This is a genomic window from Arthrobacter sp. NicSoilB8, assembly GCF_019977355.1.
Taxonomy (GTDB): Bacteria; Actinomycetota; Actinomycetes; order Actinomycetales; family Micrococcaceae; genus Arthrobacter.
In genome coordinates this window covers 1,073,817-1,094,544 of sequence record NZ_AP024655.1, presented here as the reverse complement: position 1 = coordinate 1,094,544, position 20,728 = coordinate 1,073,817, and the positions used below count along the sequence as shown (strand labels likewise).

Genomic DNA, 20,728 nt, shown 5'->3' with positions numbered 1-20,728 from the left:
AGTGCCTCCGGACCCGGAAGCACTTCGAGGAAGCCAGAGTCTTCTTGACCAGGTCGGCATGGCCTGCTTTGCCGAAGTCTCTTCCTACGGCGTGATTCCGCGCATTCCCCCGTCCGCTGCCGGGACACGGCGCAGGCCTCAGGCTGCCGGCTTTGCCATGGGACTGTCAGGCTCCCGGGGTCCTCTTCACATTGCTCCGGACAGGCCGTCTGTGGCCTCACGGGCCAACACGGTGGGTGGACTGCCGGTGCCGGCGTTGGGCGCCGATGGAGGAATATGCTCTGATCCGTCAGGGAGGGCGGAGTCCATCCCACGCCAGCAGTGGGTCCCATGTTGTGTGCCATCGCGGCTGTGCACCCGGTGGGATTCGAACCCACGACCCGAGGATTAAAAGTCCACTGCTCTGCCGGCTGAGCTACGGGTGCGGAGCGGGCCCGGGGTCAGGGGTCGGTCGCTGCGGCCCCTGCGCCGCGGCGGTACGGCGGGGAGGCGATTGTTCCGTGCCCAGCGGGCCAGACCGGACACAAGGAGGGCTGTCAGGCGTCCCGCGCCGGCTGCGAGGAGGACGACGCTGAACAGCGCGATCCCGGCCATGAACAGCAGGAGCCCCAGAGGAAGACGAGGTTCAGCGCGACGGTCGACGCATCAGCCATCTGAACCTCCCGGCCTCAGCATGTCCTGCTCTTGTGGGGTGCTGTCCTCATTGGTCGTGGATGCTGTCAATGAGTTCCTTCAGGGTTTCCCAGTAGCTTTGGGCCCGGTACGGGGTGACGGGTGCTTTGCCGTGGGCTTCGCGGGCGGCGCCTGCGATGGCGATGGCTTCGGCGAAGAGTTCGGCTGTGATGGCCGGTACCCGTTCCGGTTCCAGGCTGAGGGTGTGTTTGACGAGTTCGCGCGAGTGCTGTTCGGTATCCCCGCCCGGTTCCAGGTGCAGGCCGTTGCTTTCCAGATGTGCAGAGGCTGCGTCGAAGCCGCGGTCCGCGTAGGGGCCGAAGCCGTCGTCCATGTAGCGGATAGACATTCTGGTCCTCTCCTCCAACAGAGTATGTGCACTGGTAGGCGGGCCGGCCCTTGAGTCTAGGGCCGGGTTCCGTAGATGAATTCCTTCGCGTGGTCGACGGCCTTTCTGAACGCGTCGTTGCGCAGGGTGATTTGCTCCTCCGTGTCCGTCGTGGCCGGTTCGATGTAGGCGGTCAGGCCGGGGTGCAGCACCCAGATGTCTCCGGCGGGCGGGAGGTAGAACACGCCGAAGGAACGGTGTGTCGGGTCCTCGGCCCAGATCGGGACCACGGCGACGGCGGCGCCGGTGTCCGGGTTAATCCACTGGGCCCGGGGCAGGGGTTGTTCGTGGACTTCGGGGTCCAGGAACGGTGCCGTTCCCTTGCCCCAGCGTTGTTCGAAGCGTTCGTAGAACGCCGGCATCAGATGGGCCTCGTACGGGCGCCAGGCACTCATGGCGGTTACCCCTTTCCGGGTCGGGGGGCAGCGGGCGGGAGCGGGGTCGGGTCAGAACCGGAACCACCACAGGACCTGTGGTCCCGGGGCCAGCGTGCCCGGTGTGGTGGGGCTTTCCCACCGCAGCGGTCCGATGATCAGCTCAGGCCCACAAGGCACGGCGTCCCGGTGCGGTGGCGCGGGCTCCGGCGGCGCCGTCTTGGGCCGTTGCCGGTCGTAGGCGGCCCGCCTTGCCGGGTTGCCGAGAACGGCGTAGGCATCCATGATCTCCTGCAGCTCCTGCCGTTCTTGCGTCCTTGCATCAGGACCGGCGGGCACGGCGCCGGTGGCGCGCGCGTGTCGGGATGACGGGTCCGCACCAGGGCCCGGTAGGCGCGGCCGATGTCGCGGGCCGTCGCCGCGCGGCCCAGGTGGAGAACCTCGTAGGGGTCCTGTCTCAGCTCTTTCATGATCCGGCTCCCCTCTGCTGTCCTGTTCCGGTCCTCGGCCGGGGCCCCGGGGAGCGGTCTAGGGGGCGCACAGGTGTGGGGTGGTCCCCGGTCAGGGGCCGGGGACCACCGGAGCGGGTGGCACCGTCGGGCCGCTTTTCGCTGCGCAACTGGCGCGGTGGCGTGGCTGCTCTGCATCGCCCTCTACTCACCGGCGGCCGGTCCCGGTGCTCCCGATCCTGCCTGACCTTCCCCGGGGAGCGGGTCAGGCGTTGATGGCCTGTTGCTCGTTCTTCTCGGAGGTGATCTCGATGCGGCGCGGCTTGGCCTTCTCGGCCACGGGGATCCGCAGCGTCAGGACCCCGGCGTCGTAGCTGGCCTTGACCGCATCGGTATCGAGGGCCTCACCGAGGATGAGCTGGCGGCTGAACACACCACGGGGACGTTCGGCGGCGATCAGCTCGGTATTTTCACCCGCGGGGTCCTTGCGCTCGGCCTTCACCGTCAGGACGTTGCGTTCGATGTCGATGTCCACCGAATCCACGGCGACTCCGGGCAGGTCGAAGGCGACGACGAATTCTTCGCCCTCCTGCCACGCATCCATGGGCATGGCCGCCGGCCGGGCCGTGGTGCCAAGAACCTGCTGGGCGAGCCGGTCGAGCTCGCGGAACGGGTCGGTACGCATCAGCATGGTCTTCACTCCTTGCAGTCAGTTTCTGTCATTCCGCCTCAGCCAATAATCTATGGTGGCTGATATAGATTTTTTATAGCATCGGTGTGACCTTGATGCAAGGGGTTTTTGGGTTTTTGAGGAGGATCGGCATGGAACAGGACGCGGCGCAAGGAGGACAAGGAAGATAGGGCAAGGACAGTTACCGGTCCGGGTTCCGCTACGGCTCGTTCTTCCGCTCCCTGCCGCTGCCCCTGGATGTGAAAGAGGAAGACATCGCGGCCGGTTACAAGGACGGGTCCTGGAAGCCCATACACTTCTGCAGCGCCCTGGCCGAATCCGAGAGGACCAACCTCCCCGTCACCCGCGGCGGTCACGGGCCCGACGCATCGCGGCGCGGGGTCGCGGCTTGACCCAGGGAAGCGGGTTTTCCGTCCTTGCGGGACCCCTGCGTTGACTATTCCGGCAGCGCACGAATCATCCTTTTCAGGCTTCTGACCCTGTGGGATCATGCCTGCATGGGCGAAAATAGTGAACCGCGCATGGAATTTGCCGGCACGCCGCGTGCTCGGAAGAAGGCAATGGACCGGGGAGTTGACGTCTACGGGAACCCGATCACGGACCGGCTTCGGATTATTGGTCAGAGGCGACGGGAAGCCGAAGAGAAACTCGACCGCCACCTGCAGGACGCGCGCGCCAGACGCTGAGGGCGCGCTCTAACCGGGTCTTCGCTTCCATGCCCAGTCGCTGGGAAAAACGGTCAGATCTCCGGGGATGCAGCCCAGAGCACCGCGTTCCGGTGCAGTCTTGCGGGGAGGGGGTGCGGATAGTGAGCGATGATGAGCGGCCGGTCGCATACACGGCTGTGGACAGGGGCATGCCGGTTTTCCTGAGATCCGGACAGCGGCTCGGCACGGTCCAGCAGGTTCTCGAGGACCCCAAGGGCGGCATATTCCTCGGCATTGCTGTCGCGACAAGGCACGGGTCGAAATTTGTCGCACGGGACCGCATCGAACGGATGACGACGACCAAGATCGAGTGCGCCCTCACAGCTGACGAGGCCAGCGCTCTGCCGGACGCGCCCGTAAAGGGCAGGCGGCCATTCCGCACCATCAACAAGAAAGGCCGTTAACGGTAAGTATGCCCCTGAAGCCGGGTTGTCCTGTGACGGGCGCGTCCTCCGGGCCGCCCCCTGGCACCCGTGCCGATTCTTTGCAGACACCCGCGTCCGCAAGCAGGCAGGTCAACCCTGGACCTCCGGCGGTGGCGGGCTCTTAGCGATCTCGCATCCCGTTCCGAGCGCATCAGCCCCACTTCAGGCATTCCTTATCGTACTGTCGGCCGCCAATTTCCCAAGTGGTCCCGGAGAACTTTCTGGTTACCCCGGCGGTGGGACTGCCCGCGAGCAAGGTTGCCTTTGACCCTGCGCCGCCAGAGGCGCCGGCGGTATGGAACCCGGCGGGTTGCTGACCGATAATGAGAGCAAGCAAGCGCGTTGGTGGCTTGCTTCTTCGGTGGCTGAAGGCCGAGGGAAGGAAGGGTTTGCCGTGCCGCTGTCGGACTATGAGCGCAGGCGCCTGCGGGAACTCGAGGCCGACCTGGCGGCGGATGACCCGGCCCTGGCCCGGAGACTTGCTGCCGGCACGTCGTACCGGCTGCGGCTTCGCTGGTCCGCCGGCATTGTGCTGGCACTGGCGGGCTTCGGACTGATGGTTCTGGGGTTTTCCGCGCAGCTTGCCGGTATCGGCTCCCTGGGACTTCTGGTGATGGTCGGCGGCGGCCTCGCGCACGCCTGGCGCTGGATTCTGGATTCTTGAAAAGGAGGCCCGGGATGATGATCGGAAGTTACACAGTTCCGGGGCGTTGCGAGAGGGCGCGGCAGGGAAGCACTGACGCGTGGTTGTTGTTAACACCTGTGCCGGTCCGGTCGTGGGAGCGGAGGGTCGATAAGTCTGAAACTCATCACCGCCGGGCCGGCGGCGGAACCCCGCGGGGATTCCGCCGCCGTTAGAAACAATGTCCCCGGGGTCCGGCCCGGGCCCGGGGAAGTCCACATCACAGAGGTGGTTTCGATGAAGAAATGGACGCGATGGCAGGATTGGGTCACGGTCGTGGCCGGGCTCTACGCTGCCCTCTCCGTCATCTGGACCAAGCCAGCCGGTTCCTCGACTGCCTTGATGCTCCTGTTTGGCGTCTTGCTGATCATCAGCGGCGTCATCAATCTGGCCATGCCCGGAACGCCGGCCATGGAGTGGGTCCAGGCGGCCTTTGGCGCCCTGTTGTTCCTTTCTCCGTGGTTGGGTTCCTATGCCATGCAAACCGGTGCCGCCTGGACCTCCTGGATCACCGGCCTGGTGGCGCTCGTTGTCACCGCGACGGCGATCAAGCCCAGCACCGAGGAGTACCGGCATCATCGGGTCAGCCCTTCGCACTAGGCTGCGGGAACATCGAATGCGGTAACTGAAGGGCGGTAACCGGCGACCGGCGGGGGCCATGACGGCACCCGCCGGTCGCTCGCGGGTCCGGCCCGCTGGCCGCGCCGATGGCCGTCGCTCCGGCCGGGAAGGAAACCCTGCAGCGCTCCGAACAGATCATCCCCCTGTATGCGGCGGGGCTATGCCGTTGGGCAAAGCATTCCAAACCCGTGGTGCCGGGTTCCTGGGCCTGCGGCCATGAAAAAGGCACGCATCGGTGAGCTTCTGATGCCATGATCAGCTGGTGAGTATTCGCAGCTTCAGCGCCGAAGCCCACAGCACCAGGCTCCGGCTGGTCATCATGGCGGTCGGCGGACTCGCCGTGGCCGTCGCGGTAGGTCTTCTCGGTTCCTGGGCGTATGCCCCGGCCCTGGGTTGGGCGGCTTCGTCGCTGATCTACCTGGTCGCGGTGTGGTCGGTCATCTGGCCCCTTGATGCTTCCGAGACGTCGGCGCATGCGCTCCGGGAGGATCCGGGCCGGATTGCCTCCGATTTGCTCGTCTTGGGCGCCACGATCGCCAGCTTCGGAGGCGTAGCACTCATCCTGCTGGAGGCGGGCTCCTCGGAGGGCGGAAGGAAAGCGGTCATCATCGCGCTGGCCCTCACGGGCCTCGGCCTCTCCTGGTTGCTGGTCCACACACTCTTCACACTGCGCTACGCCACGCTGTACTACCTGGAGAACGATGGAGTCGACTTCAACAAGGGGAAACCGCCCCGGTACGCGGACTTCGCCTACCTGTCCTTCACCATCGGTATGACGTTCCAGGTCTCGGACACCGACCTGACCACGGACGCTATCCGGTACGCGGCGCTGCGCCAGGCGCTCATCTCGTACGTGCTGGGAACCATTGTGTTGGCCACGACCATCAATCTCGTCGCCGGCCTCGTCCGCTGACGTTCACCCCGCAGTACACCGAAGCACTTGGCCACGTGACGGGTCCCGCAGGAGTAAGAACCTGTCCGAACCCCCGGTCCCGGGCAGACCAGAGCCACGCGCAGGAGGATGAGACCGGTCAGATGGTTCGGCGGCCTACGGCGAACCCGCGAGACCCTGTTCCGCAGGCCCCTGGCGCCGGTCCGGGGCGATACTGGACAAGTGCTTTTGAGGCTATAGGTTCTACACGTTTCCCTCCGTGAGTCGTATCGTCGGAGGTGAGGAGCTGGGATGGAAACTGATGAACTGTGGCTCCGCGGGGTCATCGCTGAGGAACTCCAGGATCTGCTGCTGGAGAGCGCAGATGTAGCGGACTTCCTCCAGGAGCTGTCCTGGTATGCCTCTGATATCTTCTCCGGGCCGGAACACCCGGTCCTCTGTTCTGTCACGGTGGTGCGGCCGAAGAAGCCGGCCTTGGTGGCGGCGAGCGGCCCGGAGGCGTTCGCGATGGACCAGGTTCAGATTGATACGGGAGAGGGGCCGTGTCCGGCGGCCATCAGGGAACACCGGACGGTCTATGCCCGGGATCTGGGCCGTGACGGGAGATGGCCGCGCTCTCAGCGCCCGCCGTGAACAGGGTCGGTTATGGGCATCCCGTTGCGGCTGGAAGACCAGGCGCTGGCGGCTTTGAGGTTCTATGCCGAGGCCCCGGCGGCGTTTGGCGCGGGTGAGATCGTGCAGGCGGAAAATTTTGCCCGCCAGGCATCGAAGGCGGTCCGGCTCGCCCTTCGGATCGGCCACCTCCACGATTCCCGGGATGATCTGACCGCCGCGATGGCCTCCCGGACCGTCATCGACATCGCCATCGGGGCGATCATGGCGCAGAACAGGTGCTCTCCGGAAAAAGCGTTTGAGTTCCTCAAAGACGCCTCCAACGCCCGCAACATCAAGCTCCGGGACGTCGCGAAATCCGTGGTCGCCTCCATCGCCGGAACCGCGGATGTTCAGACCCGCTTCATCGGTTAACTCCCTGCCTGCCATCGGGCCTGACTGTGGCGGGAAATTACAGTGACGGCCACGGGGACTGCCTGTTGCCTCACGTCAATAGGTCCGGGAGGGTTGATTCGTTGCCTCACGTGAAAAGGTCCGGTTCAGGGGCGGGTTGAACGAGGTGTTGACTTTGTAGTTGCGGGGTGCGGCTTTGGCTTGGGCGAGGGTTTCGAGTTCACCTGTCAGTCCCAGGATCTGCCGGGACAACACCGCGGGTTTTAGGCGTTTGAACTGGGCGTTCATGGTGATGACGGGGCGTTTGCGGGTGTCCGGGTGGCGGGCGGCGCGCTGGTGCGGGGTGAGCGCGGCATCATGTTTCTTGATGACTTTCGCGCCGTGGCGTTCCTTGGACACCAGCTTCTGCTGCGGGAGCAGATAGTTCGTGAACAGCCCGTCAAGCTCCCAGATCTCGTTGAGCTTCTCCAGTTCCGCGGCGGTGTCATAGCGGTAGTAGCCGACCAGCTCCCGGACCCTGGCCCAGTTCTTTTGTTCCACGTGGGCGCCATCGTTCTTGTTCCCCGGACGGGACCGGGTAAAGGTGATCCGGTGCTCCTGGCAGTAGGCGAAGAGGTAGTCGTTGATGAATTCGGTGCCGTTGTCCGAGTCGATCCCCACGATCGGGAACGGGAACCGTGCCAGCGCGTACTTCAGGGCCGCGAACACCCATTTCTGCGCCTTGTTCGGCACGGACCGGTTCACGGTCCATCCCGTGGCGATATCCGTGACCGTCAGCGTGAAGCAGAACTGCCCGGAGGCCACCCCGCCCTCGTGCCCCACCAGGTCGATCTCCACGAACCCGGGCACCGCATCGTCCCAGTCCGCCCAGGTCCGGACCGGGATCTGGGACTTCAGCAGCGATCCGGGCTTGGTGTGGGAACGGCCCCGCAGCACCAGCTTCTTCCGTTCCGGGGCCAGTCGGCGGTCAATCGTTGCCGCGCTCATCCGCATCAGCAGCTCCGCCTCCTCATCCGAGAGCATCAGTTCCCCGTCCCGGCGCAGCAACGGCACCAGCACCGGCAGCATCGGGGCCAGACGTTTGCCGGCCGGAGCGCGCAGCACCGCCCAGCACACCACCAGAGCCTCGACGACCCGCGGACCATACACCGGCGGCCTCGGCTCCCGGGCCCGCACCGGCCGCAGCTGAAGCGCCTGCCGCAGGGCCCGGCGCGCATAGTCCCGGTTCCAGCCCGTGAGCTCCACCAGCTCATCGAGGATCCGGACCTTCTCCGGCCGGCCGGCCCGGGCATACGCCCTGGCCTTGATCACCGTGACAGCCTTCCGCTGGCTCATCGTCAGTCCCATCCCTCAAGGATGTCCACGGCCCCGTCGTTCCCGGACCTTTTCAGATGAGGCAACGTACCCGGCTCCACGGACCTTTTCCATGAGTCAACGCGGACTGTTGCATTTTGAGCGCTCTGCGGATAGACAGGGGCGTGGCGGCTCGGGCGTGGCGTTGGAACTCGCCCGGGCCGCCGTTTGACCGGGGCGCGAAGGGGCGGCAGCGGCGTGGTGCACCCGGTGGGATTCGAACCCGCGACCCAAGGGTTAAAAGTCAGATTAAAAGTCCACTGCTCTGCCAGCTGAGCTACGGGTGCGGTGACCGGCGTCCGGGTTAGGCGATACGCCGCGCAGGCGGGGGTGCTGATGGCCATGCACCGGCAGCCCGGGCCTCGGGGCTTGGATCCTCGCGACAGGTTCCTCCTCGGTGGTGCGTTGTTGGAGTTCTTGCGTGATCAGCGTGAGGAGTTCGCGGGCGGTGTCGGACCCGACGAGTTCCACACACCGGGTAAGGGCGGCCCGGAGCCTGAGGAGCTCGGCGGAGGGAACGAGCGGCCACCGCCGGAACGTGCCGAAGATCGAAGGCGAGCGGCGCCCGGGCTCCGGCTTTCGGCAGGTCATCACGCCGCTGCTCCCTGCATCCGGGCGGTCCGGCGTGAGCGTCTCAGGTGGGCCTTGGCGGGCCGGTTATCCACCGGGTGAGGCGCGTCAGGTCTCAGGACCCGGGTGCCGGCCGGCCCCGAGGATTCAAGGAGCCAAGCGGAGGCGGGGTCCATGCGGGAAAGCTTTCGCAGGTCCAAGACGAGGGTAAGATCCTGGGCGAGGGACGCCGCGCGGCGTGCCACAGGCGCCAGTGCCTGGACATTTTGGAAGGTAAGGTTCCCGGTGGGGGTGACGGTCACGGTGCCGGAATCGATGTCCACGGCGACGGTTACATCCAGTTTGCTGGTCATAGACACTATCTCTCTACGAATCAGGGGTGGCCGGCTGCCTGGCCTCTCCCAGCATACTGAGCCTTAGTCGGCGGCGTCACATCGGCGTCTACATGCTGGCGTGGGCGGCCTGCCGTCCGGCTGCCCGCGGTCGAGGGCAGCCGGCCCGCCAGCCCTACAGCAGGGCCGAAGGGCAGCGGCAGGTCATGCCGGTCATCTTAGGATGCGGGAGGTCCGCGGCCTTTGCCGTGTGAACGACGGGCCGCAGCGTGGGTCTTTAGCCCCTGCCCGGACCCGGCTGACGGGCATCTACTGAGGTATCAGCCCGTTCCGGGCAACTCTCCGCGCTCGACGAAAGGTACCGTCATGTCTGATCTGCTCAGGTGGTCCCCGTTCCAGACCAACCGCTGGCTGGATACATTCCGAACTAACCCCTTTGGCCTTCTCCGCCGGACCCCCTCTGAACTGATGGACGCCATGGACCGGATGTTCCAGGAGGACAACCAGCCGATGCCGATCCGTGTCGAGGAGTTTGTTGACGGCGACACGCTCGTTGTCCGGGCCGAAGCGCCGGGCCTGGATCCGGACAAGGACATCGACGTCTCTGTCGTTGACGGCGCCCTCCAGATCCGTGCCGAGCGCAAAGAAGAAAAAGAAGAAAAGGGCAAGGACAGTTACCGGTCCGAGTTCCGCTACGGTTCCTTCTTCCGATCCCTGCCGCTGCCCCGGGACGTGAAGGAGGAAGACATCAAGGTCAGCTACAAGGACGGGGTTCTGGAAGTCCGAACACCCCTGCCCCAGAGCGCCCTGGCCGAGTCCAAGAGGACGAAGCTCCCCATCACCCGCGGCTAACAGCGCGCCGGGCGCCCCATAGCACCAGCCCCGGGACGAACTTTCCCGCACTGCGGGCTCAGTGCGACGGTATTACCAGCCGGCAGGACCCGTCCTTTTCATCCTGGTGACCCCCGTGGGATCATGCCTGTTTGGGCGAAACCGGTGAACCGCGCCATGAATTTCCCGCCGCCCCGCGGCCCCGACGGAGCGCACCGGGCCGGGGCCCTGACGGCTACGGAAATCCGATCACGGAGCAACTTCGCAATGTTGGCCAGGGGCGACGGGAATCCGAAGGAACTCATCAGTCACCTCAAGGACGCACGCACAACCTACTGAACCCGCCGGCCCGAATCAGCCCCGTGGCGGGGACCGGGTCGGGCGCCCCCCATGGTAAACCAGACTCGATTGCTGCCGCTCTCGACCTTCAACGCGGGGGCAGGTCCCGGCCAGTACCTTCAGGCCGCCATCCGGGTGGCAGAGTCCTGGGCATTCCGCTTGCAGACCAAGGCACTCCTGGAGGCCCTGGCGTCGGCAATCCGAGTGCCCTCCGGCACGTTGCTGTCCGCGGGCAGCCGCACGCCACGGCCAATGCGCGCTCCCGCTCCGATGCGTGAGTGCCGGGCGATGTGGACCCGGCTGCCTAGGACGCTCGCCGGGCCAACATAGACGTCATCCCCAATGAAGACATGGTCGCCCACGACTGCCTCGCGGTCTATCCAGCCTCCGCGGCCAATACGGCAGCCGGACCCCACTCGAGCGCCGGCCTCGACGTATGTGGTTGCACCGATGAAAGAATCCTCTTCCGCCCGGGCGCCCGGGCCGATCAGACCGCCGCCGTTCGGGTGCCGGTGGTAACTAGTAACCTTGCCGGAATCGTCTTCGACGGTCTCGATGTTTCGTCCGGTGTTTCTTCTCATTCCATTCCTTTCTGGCGCCCACTCGACGCCACAAAAAAATTAACGCCGCTCATTCGGGTTTGATTCCAGCGGCCGAGGAGGCCTCGTGCATGGCGCACCACCCCAAGAGTCTTCCGGCTCCGAACCCGCCTGAAGGAACCAACAAACGCTCTCCACTTGACGTCTTAGCACCGTGAGATGTCTGCCTCGGCGGCGAAGGTTTCGAAGCCGGCGGGCACAGTGATCACGAGACTGCGGAAGGGCTCTTCCGGCCCGGCGAGAAATGTGTGGGTGGAACCTTGGGGAAGAAAGACGAAATCGCCCTTTTGCACGGTGAAGCGCTCCCCGTCACTCTCGAATAGAGCCGAGCCCGAAATAATGTAGAAGGATTCATCCTCAACCAGATGCCGGTGCATCGGCGGCGCGTAGCCAGCCGGATGCAGAATTTCCACAATGGTCAGCCGCTGCTTCGTCTCCGGGCCGCCTGCCTTGACCATCACCAGTGCATTCGTGAACCACAGAGCGGTCCCCTCATCGGCTGCAAGTTTGTACGCCTTGCCCTGTACGACGGTGGCCGGCGCGGTCGTATCATCAAACCTGTCCATGACGCTCCTCAGCTTGGCAGTGCCTGCAATGCTACTCAGGATCCCGATCCGATCAATGCCGTGCATTAGGACCTTGACCGTCCCCCCGCACACGACGATCCCAGCGCCCTTGAGCACGCCGCAGCGACGCATTTCCACGAGGACAGCGCACATCGCGCTGCCGACGTCGTGGTTTCCCCGTTCATCGCCCAATTGAGCCGGAACCTTGCGGTCCCAGGCGCGGGGCCGACGTCGCGGCCGGGCCACCACGAACAGCATTGACACGCCTCGCAATCCGGCGCTAACTAGTCGGTACCGTGAGGGGCGGCCGCTGGACGAAGAAACGGTCTTGGTTCGACGTCGGAAGTCTCGGAGGGGGCCTGGAATGTCTTCCACATCTGACGATCCCATGGCCAGTGACCCGCTTCACTTCTTGGAAGTGCGGGTTCATGGCGTCCGGGGAACCCGCCCCTGGGAAAGTCTCGGAGTGCCCGAGGGCGTCGAGCAGCCCTGCGACCCTGCTCCCCCCGGCGTCGGGACGGACACCGTCGATAACAAGACGGGCTTCTACTGCGCCGGCAAGGCACGTCACGGAGTAGGCGAGGCCGGGACGGGGGCCGATCCGAACCTGGACGGAAGCCGGCAGCTGCATGTGGAGGCCTATTTCTGGGGCAGGCTAACGTCCGGTGCCCGGGGGTTCGAGAGCGTCGGGAGAAGTTTGTGGCTCTTGCTGGCCCCGTTCGCTTTTGTCAACGTGGCGATGTGGTCCCGGCCTGGACTGTCCACGGCCGGGCGCCGGCAGGACGTGGCCGCGGTCCTCATCCGGTGGGCAGGCCTTCTTCTCACGTGCCTCCTGCTGGGAACTATCTGCAGCATCGCCGTCGATCTTGTGGCATGGCAGTGTTTTCGTCATGGCAAATCCTGGTGCGCCAGCATCAGCGTCCTGACGCCCATCTTCAGCAGCTCCCGCGCTGTGGAGCGGATTGTCATTGCGTCGGTAATTCCTCTTGCCGGACTGGCCGTTCTGCTGGCCCTCAGCCGGCAGTCCATCCGGAAGACAGAAGCACGAACGCCCCAGTACGCAAACCCGGACGAACACATCCACGACAATCAGATCCTGCGCCGACCGGCCTTCTGGCAAGGCAAGGACAGGGCGGATTCTCTCCTTAGACTTCACGCGGCCTGCGGGCTCTGCGTGCTCGCCATCTCTGCCGCAGCGCCCGTCCATGCCCTCGAATCAGGCGGTTCCTGGGCGCTGCCCCTCCCGCTGATATTCGCCGTCATTGTGCTGCTGGCAGTCTTTCTGTGGATAGGCATCGGCGTCCAGGACCAGATAGAGCACGGCGCGTCCGTGAAACTCCAGCGCACACGGCGCAATGGTCCGCCCGTGCTGCTGGTGACGGCCGTAGCAGCTTTCGCAGCGAACATCGCCTGGCTCTGGAACGGGCATGAAACCTTGGATCAAAGCGGGCAGCTGCCGCTGAATTCCGACATTCAAATCGTCATCACGGCGTGCCTCTTTACCCTCGTGTACTTACTCGCCGCTGTCCTTTCGGCGGTGTGGTTCGCATGGATAGCAGGCGTAATTCTCGCCGCCTTCATAACTATGCAGATCCTTGATCCGGCGATCATCAGGGATAACTTCCTGGCCGCTGCCTGCCTCCTGGTGGCCGCGTTTTTCGTCGGCGCTCTGGTGCATTACAGATCCCGGAAGGGCGTGGTCCTCAGTTGGGCGTGGTTTGGACTAGCCCCGGCGTATCTCCTCTCATTCGCTACCTTCCTCGGCGTCATGTATTCATCGGTGGCCACCCTGTTTTCCGCCGCAATTCTGGACGGACGGCTGGACACGGCCCTTCTGAACCCGTCCACCCCCTATGCGACTTCTGCCGGAGTCAGCAATACCCTGGTGGTGCCCAGCCCGTTTCTTTGGTTCGCCATGCTGTTCCTGCCCGGACTGGTGATAGCCGTTGTCCTCGCCGTGATTCTGCTACTGAGATTCCGCCGCGATGGCGCCCAGGACATAAGGGACCTGGCCCGAGAAGACCAACAGACGGAGCCTCGGCCGGACGACGCCACGCTGCTCAGCAGGACCACCCGTTCCAGGTACTTCGCCGCCGTCATTCACCGGGCAGAAGCCCTTCTGGGCGCCCTCATACTGGTGCCACTGAGCATGGGATTGCTGGCCGCCCTCGGCATGTTTAGCGGGCAGAAACCCTACTTCTCCGCACTCGTTCAATGGGGCGTCATCTTGGCCGCCGTCACTGGGATCATCCTCCTGGTCATCATCGCGGTGGGCATCGTCCACGAGAACTTGCTGCGGACTGTGGGCATCATTTGGGACCTGGCCACATTCTGGCCCCGCGCCGCGCACCCGTTCAGCCCGCCATGCTACGGAGAGCGCGTTGTACCTGAACTGTTGGACAGAATCAGTGGCGGCCTGACGGGGGCAACGTCCCCGGGAAATGCGGACGGGACAAATACCCCCTGCAAGAAGACGGACACGCAGGCAGCAGCCAAATACGACTACATCATCCTTTCCGGACACAGCCTCGGTTCGGCCATCCTGGCCGCCGTGATGCTCCAGCTGCCCGACGCGCAGCTCCCACGAATCAGGTTTGTGTCCTACGGCTCGCAGCTGCGGGCATGGTTCGGCAGGTTCTTCCCGGACCTACTCGGCCCCGCAGTCCTTGGCCATCAGGTGACCGCCCGGCCGGATTTCCGGACCGCTGTCCCCGATGCTCCGCCGCAGCCGCCCGTGGGCGGATTTACTCCTCCCGAGGGGTCCCTTGCCAGTCTGTTGCAGAGCAGACAACACTGGCAGAACTTTTATCGGCGCACGGACTATCTGGGATTCCATGTGTTCCAGGACTCCGAGAACGACGTCGACCATCGCATTTCCGACTGGGACCCCTACCCATCGGGTACTCAAAAGGTTAAGCCGCGCGATCACAGCCAATACCAAGAGTCGGCACCCTACGGAAGTTTGATCCTTTCCTGGCTTGCCGACGGCGGCGGCGATGGCGGCAGCCGCGACGACGGCGGCGGCGGGTCACTGGAGCAGGAGGAACAGCCTTAAGGATCGTCCCCTCCGCCCCGGTGTCACAGGCCGGGGCGCGCCCGCCGTGACGCCCAAAACGGGCGCGCAACTGCCCCCGGTGGTGGGACGCGCCGTCGAACATGCCCAAGCACGCCAGCGGGTGGACCGCTCCCGCATCGAGATGATGCGCGGCCACGCCGAGCCGACGCCGGCCCTACCCGTGGGTGACAGCGGCGCCCACCAGGCCGAACAGCGTCCCGGCCGCCAAGGCAATGAGGGCACGCTTCCTGGTGGGATACAGCCAGCGCACGGCGAACACGGCCGCTGCCATGATGATGCCGTTGACGACGCTCAGGATGACCGCGAGCCACTCAGTCCCGGTGGCCACCCCGAAACCTCCGCCGCTGCAGCCGCTGATCCCGCACCAGGCAAAACCCGCCACCATCCACTGCGGGAGGCTCAGCAGCACTGCCAGCGGCACGGCCCACCAGAGCTTGGTGACGTCCGGGGTGACCCCACGCAGCGTCGCCCGAGGAAACGGGGCCGAGGGGCCGGGCCTGCCCGCTACGGGAACCGGTGTGCCCCTCCGGGCGCTCAGGACCAGCCATCGGAAAACCGCCGCGTTGACCACCGCCAGGAGAAGGTATCCGAGATAGTAGAGCACCGTGGTCAGGCTCAATGCGGCGCTGGATCCAAAGGTGCCGATGACGAAATAGGCAACCGAAACGGGCAGTGTCAGAACCACCATGGCGATTAGCAGCCACTCCTTGAACCCGGCATCCAGTCCCGGCACGAAGCTACTGCTCACCAGCGCACCCGCAACAACAGCAACAGTCACCGACAGATAAATCACGACGGCGGTTCTGGCCCAGCGCGGCAGGACCCTTTCATTCGGCCGAGATACCCTGCTCACAACGCTCCCCCTTGACGTCGTTCCGGCCCACTCTGCGCGAGGGAACCGATGCTGCCGGCATGCACCCGCAGGCCTCCGGCACTTTGATGGTCGCACGCCGGGCGCTCAAAGCACCCGCCATCTGCCCCGGCGAGGGCTGCGGGCTTCCGGGGAACCCGCCGTCGGGGCTTTCCTGCGGCCCGTTCCCCGAACCGTGTGGCTGCTCCCCGGGGCGCCACCTCTAAGATGAGGCATGGACTTTGAGGACATGCTCTGGACGGTTTTGGGGGCCGGGCTGGTGCTGCTGATGCTCATCGACGTCTTTCGTACTCTCCTTTATCCCCACGGCTCCGGACCCGTGGGCCGGGCGATCATGCGCGGATTCTGGCTGGTGTCGAGAAAACTGCGGGGCCGGGGCTCCTTCATCGCAGCACCTTTGGCCATGGCGGCTGTAATTGGCGCCTGGGCGGGTCTCGCCGCCGTCGGCTGGGCCCTGCTGTACCTGCCCCATCTGCCGGCCGGTTTTGTTCACGATGCCGGGGTACCGCAGCAGAGCGACTTCGCCGAAGCGCTCTACATCTCCCTGGTCACGCTTTCCACTGTGGGTTTCGGCGAAATCGTGCCGGCGTATCCGCTGCTGAGGCTGGTTGTGGCATTTGAGGCGGTCACGGGTTTCGGGTTGCTGACAGCCACGGTCACCTGGATCCTGCAGATGTACCCGGCCCTGAACCGCCGCCGGGCGCTTGCCCACGAGCTGAACCTGTTCAGGGAGGCTGCAGGTCCTGCAGGTGTGCTGTCCGTGGATCCCACGCATGCTGCCGGGCTGCTGGAGTCAATGGCCGGAAACGTAGCTTTGGTGAGCATCGATCTGCTTGCGTTCCATGAAACCTACTATTTCCGTGAAATCGAGCAGCGCGGATCGTTGCCGGCCACCGTCGCCTACGCCCAGGAGCTGGCATCCCAGGCCCAGCGCAGCGACAACCCTGAACTCCAGTTCGCCGGACGGATGCTCCACGCGGCGATGGACGGACTCGCGGACGTCCTTCGCGGCAAGTTCGGCCATTCAGGAAGCACCTCTTCGGATGTGTTCGACAGCTACGAGCTGCACCACCGGCATCTCCGGCGCGGGGAACCCGGCGCGAACTAGCTTGCGGGTAAGCCGCTGCGAACCGCGCTGATCTAGCCGGTCTCCCGCGTGCGGCTGCCAGGTTGGACGTTGTCAAGCGCCGCCCTCACCCGGCAGCGGAATAGCGCCCGGCGGAAGACGAACCAGATTCCGCCAGGAGCCGAGTCAGGTTTTCGGGTTCAGTGTTCCGCGGGCGATGCTGTCGGCGGAGTGGGCGGGATTCCCGTTGTACGGCTGGTTGGAAATGTCGACGACAGGGTATTGGGCCAGATCGATGCCGGCGGGGATGGTGAAGACGCCGGAGTCATTGGCGAGGACGCCGAGGCTGACCATCTTGGAGAGGTCGGCAGAGCCAACCCACACTCCCCGGAATCCGGAGATGTGGTCGTTGGATAGCCGGATCGCGAGTCGGCGGGATCCGTCGGGAAGTTGTTGCACCTGCGCATCTCCGCTCCCGGTGTGCGCGGGAAGGGGAGTCAGGGATGTTTGGGCGAGGACGATGGCGGCGGGGACCGACTGGCTGGATATGGGTGCAGGGGTGCCAGCGCGTTCGAGGACTCCGGCCGCGGTCCACCCGGCAGCCACGCCGACGACGATGCCGGCGGCTGCGGCGGTAATCCAGAACCTGGGACGGGTAAGCCGCTTTTTTGCGCCGCGCCGCAGTGGAATCGGTGCAGCCTGTGGTTCGGTGCCGGGCGTGTCAGTTGCATCAGGACCGGCGGCCAGCGACGATGGCATGGAAGGCCCGGCGGATCGCCGGCTCAGGGGATCCGCCGCGAGGTCCGGGGAGAGCCCGAGGGCCTGATGGATGGCGGTCCAGGTCTGGCTGCCGGGTGCCTCGAGTTCTATGTCGGCGAGGTCGAGGGTGGCTACGTGCACGGCGTGTTGCAGGCTTCGGAGGGTTTCACGGCACTGCGGGCAGTTGGCGAGGTGGTCCGCGTCCGCGTCTGGGCCCAGGGACTCGCCAAGGGCCATCAGGCTGAGAAGTTCGGCGTCAAGGTGTTCCATGTTCCACCTCCAGGCGGTTGCGCAAACGGGTAAGGCTGCGCCGGATGTGGCTCTTGACCGTACCGAGCGGCAGGTTCAGGCGCGAGGAGATCTGCTCGTGGGTCAGGTCTTCGTAGAATGCCAGCCGCAATATTGTCTGTTGTGGATCCCCAAGGTGTTCCAGTTCTTCGTCCAGGACCAGGCGGTCGGCAAGTTTTTCGACATCGCCGGTAGCGGGCCCGGGAGCCGGGTCAGCGACCAAGTGAGTGGCGGCTTGTTCCAGATGATGCTGCCGTGAGCGGGCGGACAAGGCGTCGGAGATGGCATTGCGCGTGATCCCGATCAGCCAGGCCGGCAGCCTTGCCGCTTCGGGGCGATAGCTGGTCCGCGATTTCCAGGCCCGGATGAAGACCTCCTGGGTGACATCGTCGGCCGCGGCACGCTCCCCCACGGATCGCAACGCCAGGGTGTAGACCAGCGGACTTAGCCTCCGGTAGACCTCGGCGAGGATGCGCTCGTCGCCGCCGGCAAACGCGTAATCGAGGCTGGGGTCCCAATCATGCGCGGCGGCAGCCTCCATGGGGTGCTCCTTCGAGCGGCAGCGGGGCTTGTTGAACCATATTATGCCGCTCCCACAGGGGCTCCGCCATGGTCGGATGGCCGCAGTTGTCCAGAGTGCCACTATGCGCGCCTGCCGGCGGGGCCGCCGTCGAAGCGGCCCCACCGGGCTAGGGAACGTGATGGCGGCACGAGCCGTAGGAGACTACTTTCAGTCGTCTCCGCGCGATGACGAGTCCACCACTTGTACGGCGACTTTGAGGTTCTTGGCGGAGAGGCTGCCCCACGCGTAAACGATGGTGTTCTTGCCCTCCGCGACCTTGACCTTCGCGGGGCCGATCAGTGGGGCTGTGGTTCCCGCGGCCGCGACCGAGGCGGAGACAGTTCCGGCCTTGAGGGTAAGGGTCTTCTGATGCGGGTTGGTGAGGCCCTTGATGACAGCGGTCTTTCCGGCGAGGACATCGACGGCCGGGGCGGCCGCTACGTGCCGGACAGTCAGCTTGCCCTTGCCATCCGGGCTGGGCGACGTGTCATTGGTGAACAGCGTGGCCGTGGGCTTGCCGTTGGCGCTCAGGTGCGCGACCGCCGTGTAGTCTTCCCCTGCTTCCAGGTCGACCGTGACCGGACCAATTACGGGGTGGGCCGCGCTGGTGGCGTTCGCGCCGGTGATAGCAATCTTGTGGTCACCGTCCGGGACGTTGAGCGGTCCGGCCAATGTGCCCGGTTTGAAGTTGTCCAGGGCCCGCTTTCCGTCGACCCAAACGTCCACGGTGAGGCCCGGGACACCGTGAAGGACCGAGAGTTTCGCTGTGCCTTCATCGCGGTGATGCGAGTTGCCGGCAGCGTCATCGCTCCGGCAACGGCAGAAAGTGTCTTGCGCATTTCCAACTCCTCGTAGAGGCCCCCGTGGGGGCTGTGGTTGTGCTTACACCTCTACTACCGGCCCAAGGCCGTGCCTGGATGCACCTGTACGGAAATTTCTTGGGCGCCTTGGCCTCATTATGGAGTCGGCTACCCGGCGCACGGCCTTGGCCGGGACTGCGTGGAAGGTCAGCCACTTTGACAGTTCGCCCGCCGGTACGTCCATTTCGAACCGGACACGGCCGGGATGGCGGCATTCCTGCACCCACGTCCCGTCCGGCTGCCGAGCGAACCGGACCAGCTCGACGGCGTCGGTGATCCGCGGATCCGGCGCTGCGGCGTCGTGGATAGCCGCTGCCCGGAAATAGTCCGCTGCGTTGAGTGCACTGTAGAACCAACGGAACGGGTAGGCGAAGTGGGTCGACCACGGCGCCACCACCTCGCCCGAGGAGAGCCTGTAGAGCAGCCTGCGCTCCAGCAGGTACTCCTCGCCGCGACGCCGGGCCGCGCGCAGTTCATCGGAGCCGCCGGTCTCGCCCTCGTAGTACAGCAAGCCCTTGAGGGAGTTAATGGTGGAATGAAAGGAGGACCTGGTGGAGCCGTTGACCCACTCGCAATTCCAGCCGCCGTCGGCCATCTGGTGAGCTGGGAACCATCGGGCAATCCCGACGGCGTCGGCGCCCAGCCACACGCCGTTTGCCAGCGTGAAGGCGTTGATGCAGCAGGCGGCGCGCCGGCAAGGTCGCGCTCAACCTCCAGCGGAGCGCAGGGGCGGAGTCCAGAAGCCGCGTCAGCACAGCGGGCTCTACGGCCATAGCGGGGAGACTACCACGGCGCAGCGCGTCCGCCGAGGCCTGTAACGGCACCTGCCTGCTCCCCGCCGCCCCGCTGGCTAGACCGCTGGCTAGAGCTTGGGAATCAGGACCGGAGTGTTGCTCTTGTAGGCCTCATAATCGGGCTGGCCGCCCCACTTCGAGTCGGACTTCTTCTCCAGGAGCGGAACACCGCTGACCTTGGTGATCAGCAGGGTCACGAATACCGGGGAGATCAGGGCAACCCACTGCCACCCTTGCAGCACGGGGACGGCGATAATGGCCACGCCCAGCCAGAGCAAAATCTCGCCGAAGTAGTTCGGGTGGCGGGACTTTGCCCACAGTCCGGTGGAGATGAACCGGCCCTTGTTGGCGGGGTCGGCGTTGAAGCGGCTCTTCTGGGCGTCCGCCACGACCTCGATGCCGAACCCGGCCGCCCAGACGAGGAAGCCGGCCAGCGCGAACCAGTCCAGCCCCACCTTGGTCTCCGCTGTGATGGCCACCCACGCGGCGGCCGCGGTGAACACTACCCAAAGCCCCTGGATGGTCCACACGTTAAGGAAGCGCACAAAGGACGGCTTGATCTCGTCAAAGCGGTCGTCCTTGCCGGCCTTGCTGATGCGGCGGAACAGGAAGCTCCCCAGCCTCATGGCCCAGGCCAGGACCATGGCTGCCAGCAGCAGCGCCCGCGCGTCGATCCCCGGGGTCAGCAGCACCAGCAGCACAGTGATCGCGATATAGGTCAGGGAGCCGGTCAGGTCGTAGAACTTCTCAGTCTGGGCCCTGAACGAGGGGACGAACACTAGCCACTGGGTGAGGAACGCCGCCCCGACGGCCATGGCAAAGATGGGAACTCCGCCCAGCGTCGCCCCGTGCTGGCTGCCGGCCAGGGCAACGAGAGCGGCCAGCAGCACCACCGCGGGAGTGACGGTGAGCGCCTTACGGTCTGAATCCCTCATCAGGCCTCTCCTTCCTATGCC

23 protein-coding genes, 2 tRNA genes and 1 pseudogene are annotated in these 20,728 nt (G+C 65.3%); 10 read left to right on the top strand and 16 right to left on the bottom strand.

The features are described from left to right. Positions 1-352: 352 nt before the first annotated feature. From LDO15_RS04970 to LDO15_RS04950, 5 genes are all read right to left on the bottom strand, one after another. A tRNA-Lys gene (locus tag LDO15_RS04970) sits at positions 353-425 on the bottom strand. A 275-nt stretch (positions 426-700) separates the two neighbouring features. Further along, positions 701-1,021, bottom strand: coding sequence for a hypothetical protein (locus LDO15_RS04965; RefSeq protein ID WP_223984622.1), 321 nt, complete (start codon positions 1,019-1,021; stop codon positions 701-703). Positions 1,022-1,077: 56 nt separating this feature from the next. Then, a complete protein-coding gene (locus tag LDO15_RS04960) occupies positions 1,078-1,455 on the bottom strand; it encodes a hypothetical protein (RefSeq protein ID WP_223984617.1) in 378 nt (125 codons plus the stop codon). Between the two features lie 51 nt (positions 1,456-1,506). After that, a complete protein-coding gene (locus tag LDO15_RS04955; RefSeq protein WP_223984614.1) occupies positions 1,507-1,719 on the bottom strand; it encodes a hypothetical protein in 213 nt (70 codons plus the stop codon). 429 nt (positions 1,720-2,148) lie between these two features. Beyond that, complete coding sequence (locus LDO15_RS04950; protein ID WP_223984611.1) at positions 2,149-2,574, bottom strand: Hsp20 family protein; 426 nt, start codon at positions 2,572-2,574, stop codon at positions 2,149-2,151. A gap of 173 nt (positions 2,575-2,747) precedes the next feature. Here LDO15_RS04950 and LDO15_RS04945 point away from each other — a divergent pair. The 7 genes and pseudogenes from LDO15_RS04945 to LDO15_RS04915 form a co-directional block, all read left to right on the top strand. Continuing rightward, positions 2,748-2,852: pseudogene (locus LDO15_RS04945) on the top strand (Hsp20/alpha crystallin family protein); the annotation flags it as partial. A 578-nt stretch (positions 2,853-3,430) separates the two neighbouring features. Next, entirely contained in the window at positions 3,431-3,685 is a 255-nt protein-coding gene (locus tag LDO15_RS04940; protein ID WP_223984609.1) for a PRC-barrel domain-containing protein, read from the top strand. Positions 3,686-4,100: 415 nt separating this feature from the next. Continuing rightward, positions 4,101-4,370: a DUF3040 domain-containing protein gene (locus LDO15_RS04935; protein ID WP_223984607.1), complete on the top strand. Its 270-nt coding sequence runs from the start codon at positions 4,101-4,103 to the stop codon at positions 4,368-4,370. 255 nt (positions 4,371-4,625) lie between these two features. Continuing rightward, positions 4,626-4,988 (top strand): SPW repeat protein, encoded by a 363-nt coding sequence (locus LDO15_RS04930; RefSeq protein ID WP_223984605.1) that lies wholly within the window; start codon positions 4,626-4,628, stop codon positions 4,986-4,988. Between the two features lie 283 nt (positions 4,989-5,271). Beyond that, entirely contained in the window at positions 5,272-5,922 is a 651-nt protein-coding gene (locus LDO15_RS04925) for a DUF1345 domain-containing protein (protein ID WP_223984603.1), read from the top strand. Positions 5,923-6,192: 270 nt separating this feature from the next. After that, positions 6,193-6,534, top strand: coding sequence for a hypothetical protein (locus tag LDO15_RS04920; protein ID WP_223984601.1), 342 nt, complete (start codon positions 6,193-6,195; stop codon positions 6,532-6,534). A gap of 12 nt (positions 6,535-6,546) precedes the next feature. After that, entirely contained in the window at positions 6,547-6,927 is a 381-nt protein-coding gene (locus LDO15_RS04915) for an ANTAR domain-containing protein (RefSeq protein WP_223984598.1), read from the top strand. Between the two features lie 75 nt (positions 6,928-7,002). Here LDO15_RS04915 and LDO15_RS04910 read toward each other — a convergent pair whose 3' ends face one another. The 3 genes from LDO15_RS04910 to LDO15_RS04900 all read right to left on the bottom strand — a co-directional run bounded on the left by LDO15_RS04910 (position 7,003) and on the right by LDO15_RS04900 (position 9,182). Next, the gene (locus tag LDO15_RS04910) at positions 7,003-8,253 is read right to left on the bottom strand and encodes a transposase family protein (protein ID WP_223979217.1); all 1,251 of its coding nucleotides are present in this window, start codon (positions 8,251-8,253) and stop codon (positions 7,003-7,005) included. A 205-nt stretch (positions 8,254-8,458) separates the two neighbouring features. Then, positions 8,459-8,546: transfer RNA gene (locus LDO15_RS04905), tRNA-OTHER, on the bottom strand. A gap of 303 nt (positions 8,547-8,849) precedes the next feature. Then, a complete protein-coding gene (locus tag LDO15_RS04900; RefSeq protein ID WP_223984596.1) occupies positions 8,850-9,182 on the bottom strand; it encodes a hypothetical protein in 333 nt (110 codons plus the stop codon). A gap of 345 nt (positions 9,183-9,527) precedes the next feature. Here LDO15_RS04900 and LDO15_RS04895 point away from each other — a divergent pair, with 345 nt between their 5' ends. Continuing rightward, a complete protein-coding gene (locus LDO15_RS04895; RefSeq protein WP_223984595.1) occupies positions 9,528-10,013 on the top strand; it encodes an Hsp20/alpha crystallin family protein in 486 nt (161 codons plus the stop codon). Positions 10,014-10,450: 437 nt separating this feature from the next. Here the strand turns inward: LDO15_RS04895 and LDO15_RS04890 are convergent, their stop codons facing one another. Continuing rightward, positions 10,451-10,912, bottom strand: coding sequence for a DapH/DapD/GlmU-related protein (locus LDO15_RS04890; RefSeq protein WP_223984594.1), 462 nt, complete (start codon positions 10,910-10,912; stop codon positions 10,451-10,453). Between the two features lie 164 nt (positions 10,913-11,076). Continuing rightward, complete coding sequence (locus LDO15_RS04885; protein WP_223984593.1) at positions 11,077-11,754, bottom strand: cupin domain-containing protein; 678 nt, start codon at positions 11,752-11,754, stop codon at positions 11,077-11,079. A gap of 106 nt (positions 11,755-11,860) precedes the next feature. Between LDO15_RS04885 and LDO15_RS04880 the strand changes: the two genes are divergently transcribed. Continuing rightward, positions 11,861-14,551 carry a hypothetical protein gene (locus LDO15_RS04880; RefSeq protein ID WP_223984592.1) on the top strand — a complete coding sequence of 897 codons (2,691 nt, stop codon included), beginning with the start codon at positions 11,861-11,863 and terminating at the stop codon, positions 14,549-14,551. Between the two features lie 175 nt (positions 14,552-14,726). Here the strand turns inward: LDO15_RS04880 and LDO15_RS04875 are convergent, their stop codons facing one another. Next, positions 14,727-15,320 (bottom strand): hypothetical protein, encoded by a 594-nt coding sequence (locus LDO15_RS04875; protein ID WP_223984591.1) that lies wholly within the window; start codon positions 15,318-15,320, stop codon positions 14,727-14,729. Positions 15,321-15,657: 337 nt separating this feature from the next. Here LDO15_RS04875 and LDO15_RS04870 point away from each other — a divergent pair, with 337 nt between their 5' ends. Beyond that, positions 15,658-16,551 (top strand): potassium channel family protein, encoded by an 894-nt coding sequence (locus LDO15_RS04870; protein ID WP_223984588.1) that lies wholly within the window; start codon positions 15,658-15,660, stop codon positions 16,549-16,551. 144 nt (positions 16,552-16,695) lie between these two features. Here the strand turns inward: LDO15_RS04870 and LDO15_RS04865 are convergent, their stop codons facing one another. From LDO15_RS04865 to LDO15_RS04845, 5 genes are all read right to left on the bottom strand, one after another. Next, positions 16,696-17,538 (bottom strand): anti-sigma factor, encoded by an 843-nt coding sequence (locus tag LDO15_RS04865; RefSeq protein WP_223984585.1) that lies wholly within the window; start codon positions 17,536-17,538, stop codon positions 16,696-16,698. Beyond that, entirely contained in the window at positions 17,525-18,097 is a 573-nt protein-coding gene (locus tag LDO15_RS04860; protein WP_223984581.1) for a sigma-70 family RNA polymerase sigma factor, read from the bottom strand. The genes LDO15_RS04865 and LDO15_RS04860 overlap by 14 nt, the downstream gene beginning before the upstream one ends. Positions 18,098-18,286: 189 nt before the next feature. Next, positions 18,287-18,844, bottom strand: coding sequence for a DUF4397 domain-containing protein (locus LDO15_RS04855; protein ID WP_223984576.1), 558 nt, complete (start codon positions 18,842-18,844; stop codon positions 18,287-18,289). 156 nt (positions 18,845-19,000) lie between these two features. Further along, positions 19,001-19,627, bottom strand: coding sequence for a hypothetical protein (locus LDO15_RS04850; protein WP_346655982.1), 627 nt, complete (start codon positions 19,625-19,627; stop codon positions 19,001-19,003). 213 nt (positions 19,628-19,840) lie between these two features. After that, entirely contained in the window at positions 19,841-20,707 is an 867-nt protein-coding gene (locus LDO15_RS04845; protein ID WP_223984573.1) for a DUF1295 domain-containing protein, read from the bottom strand. Positions 20,708-20,728: the final 21 nt, after the last annotated feature.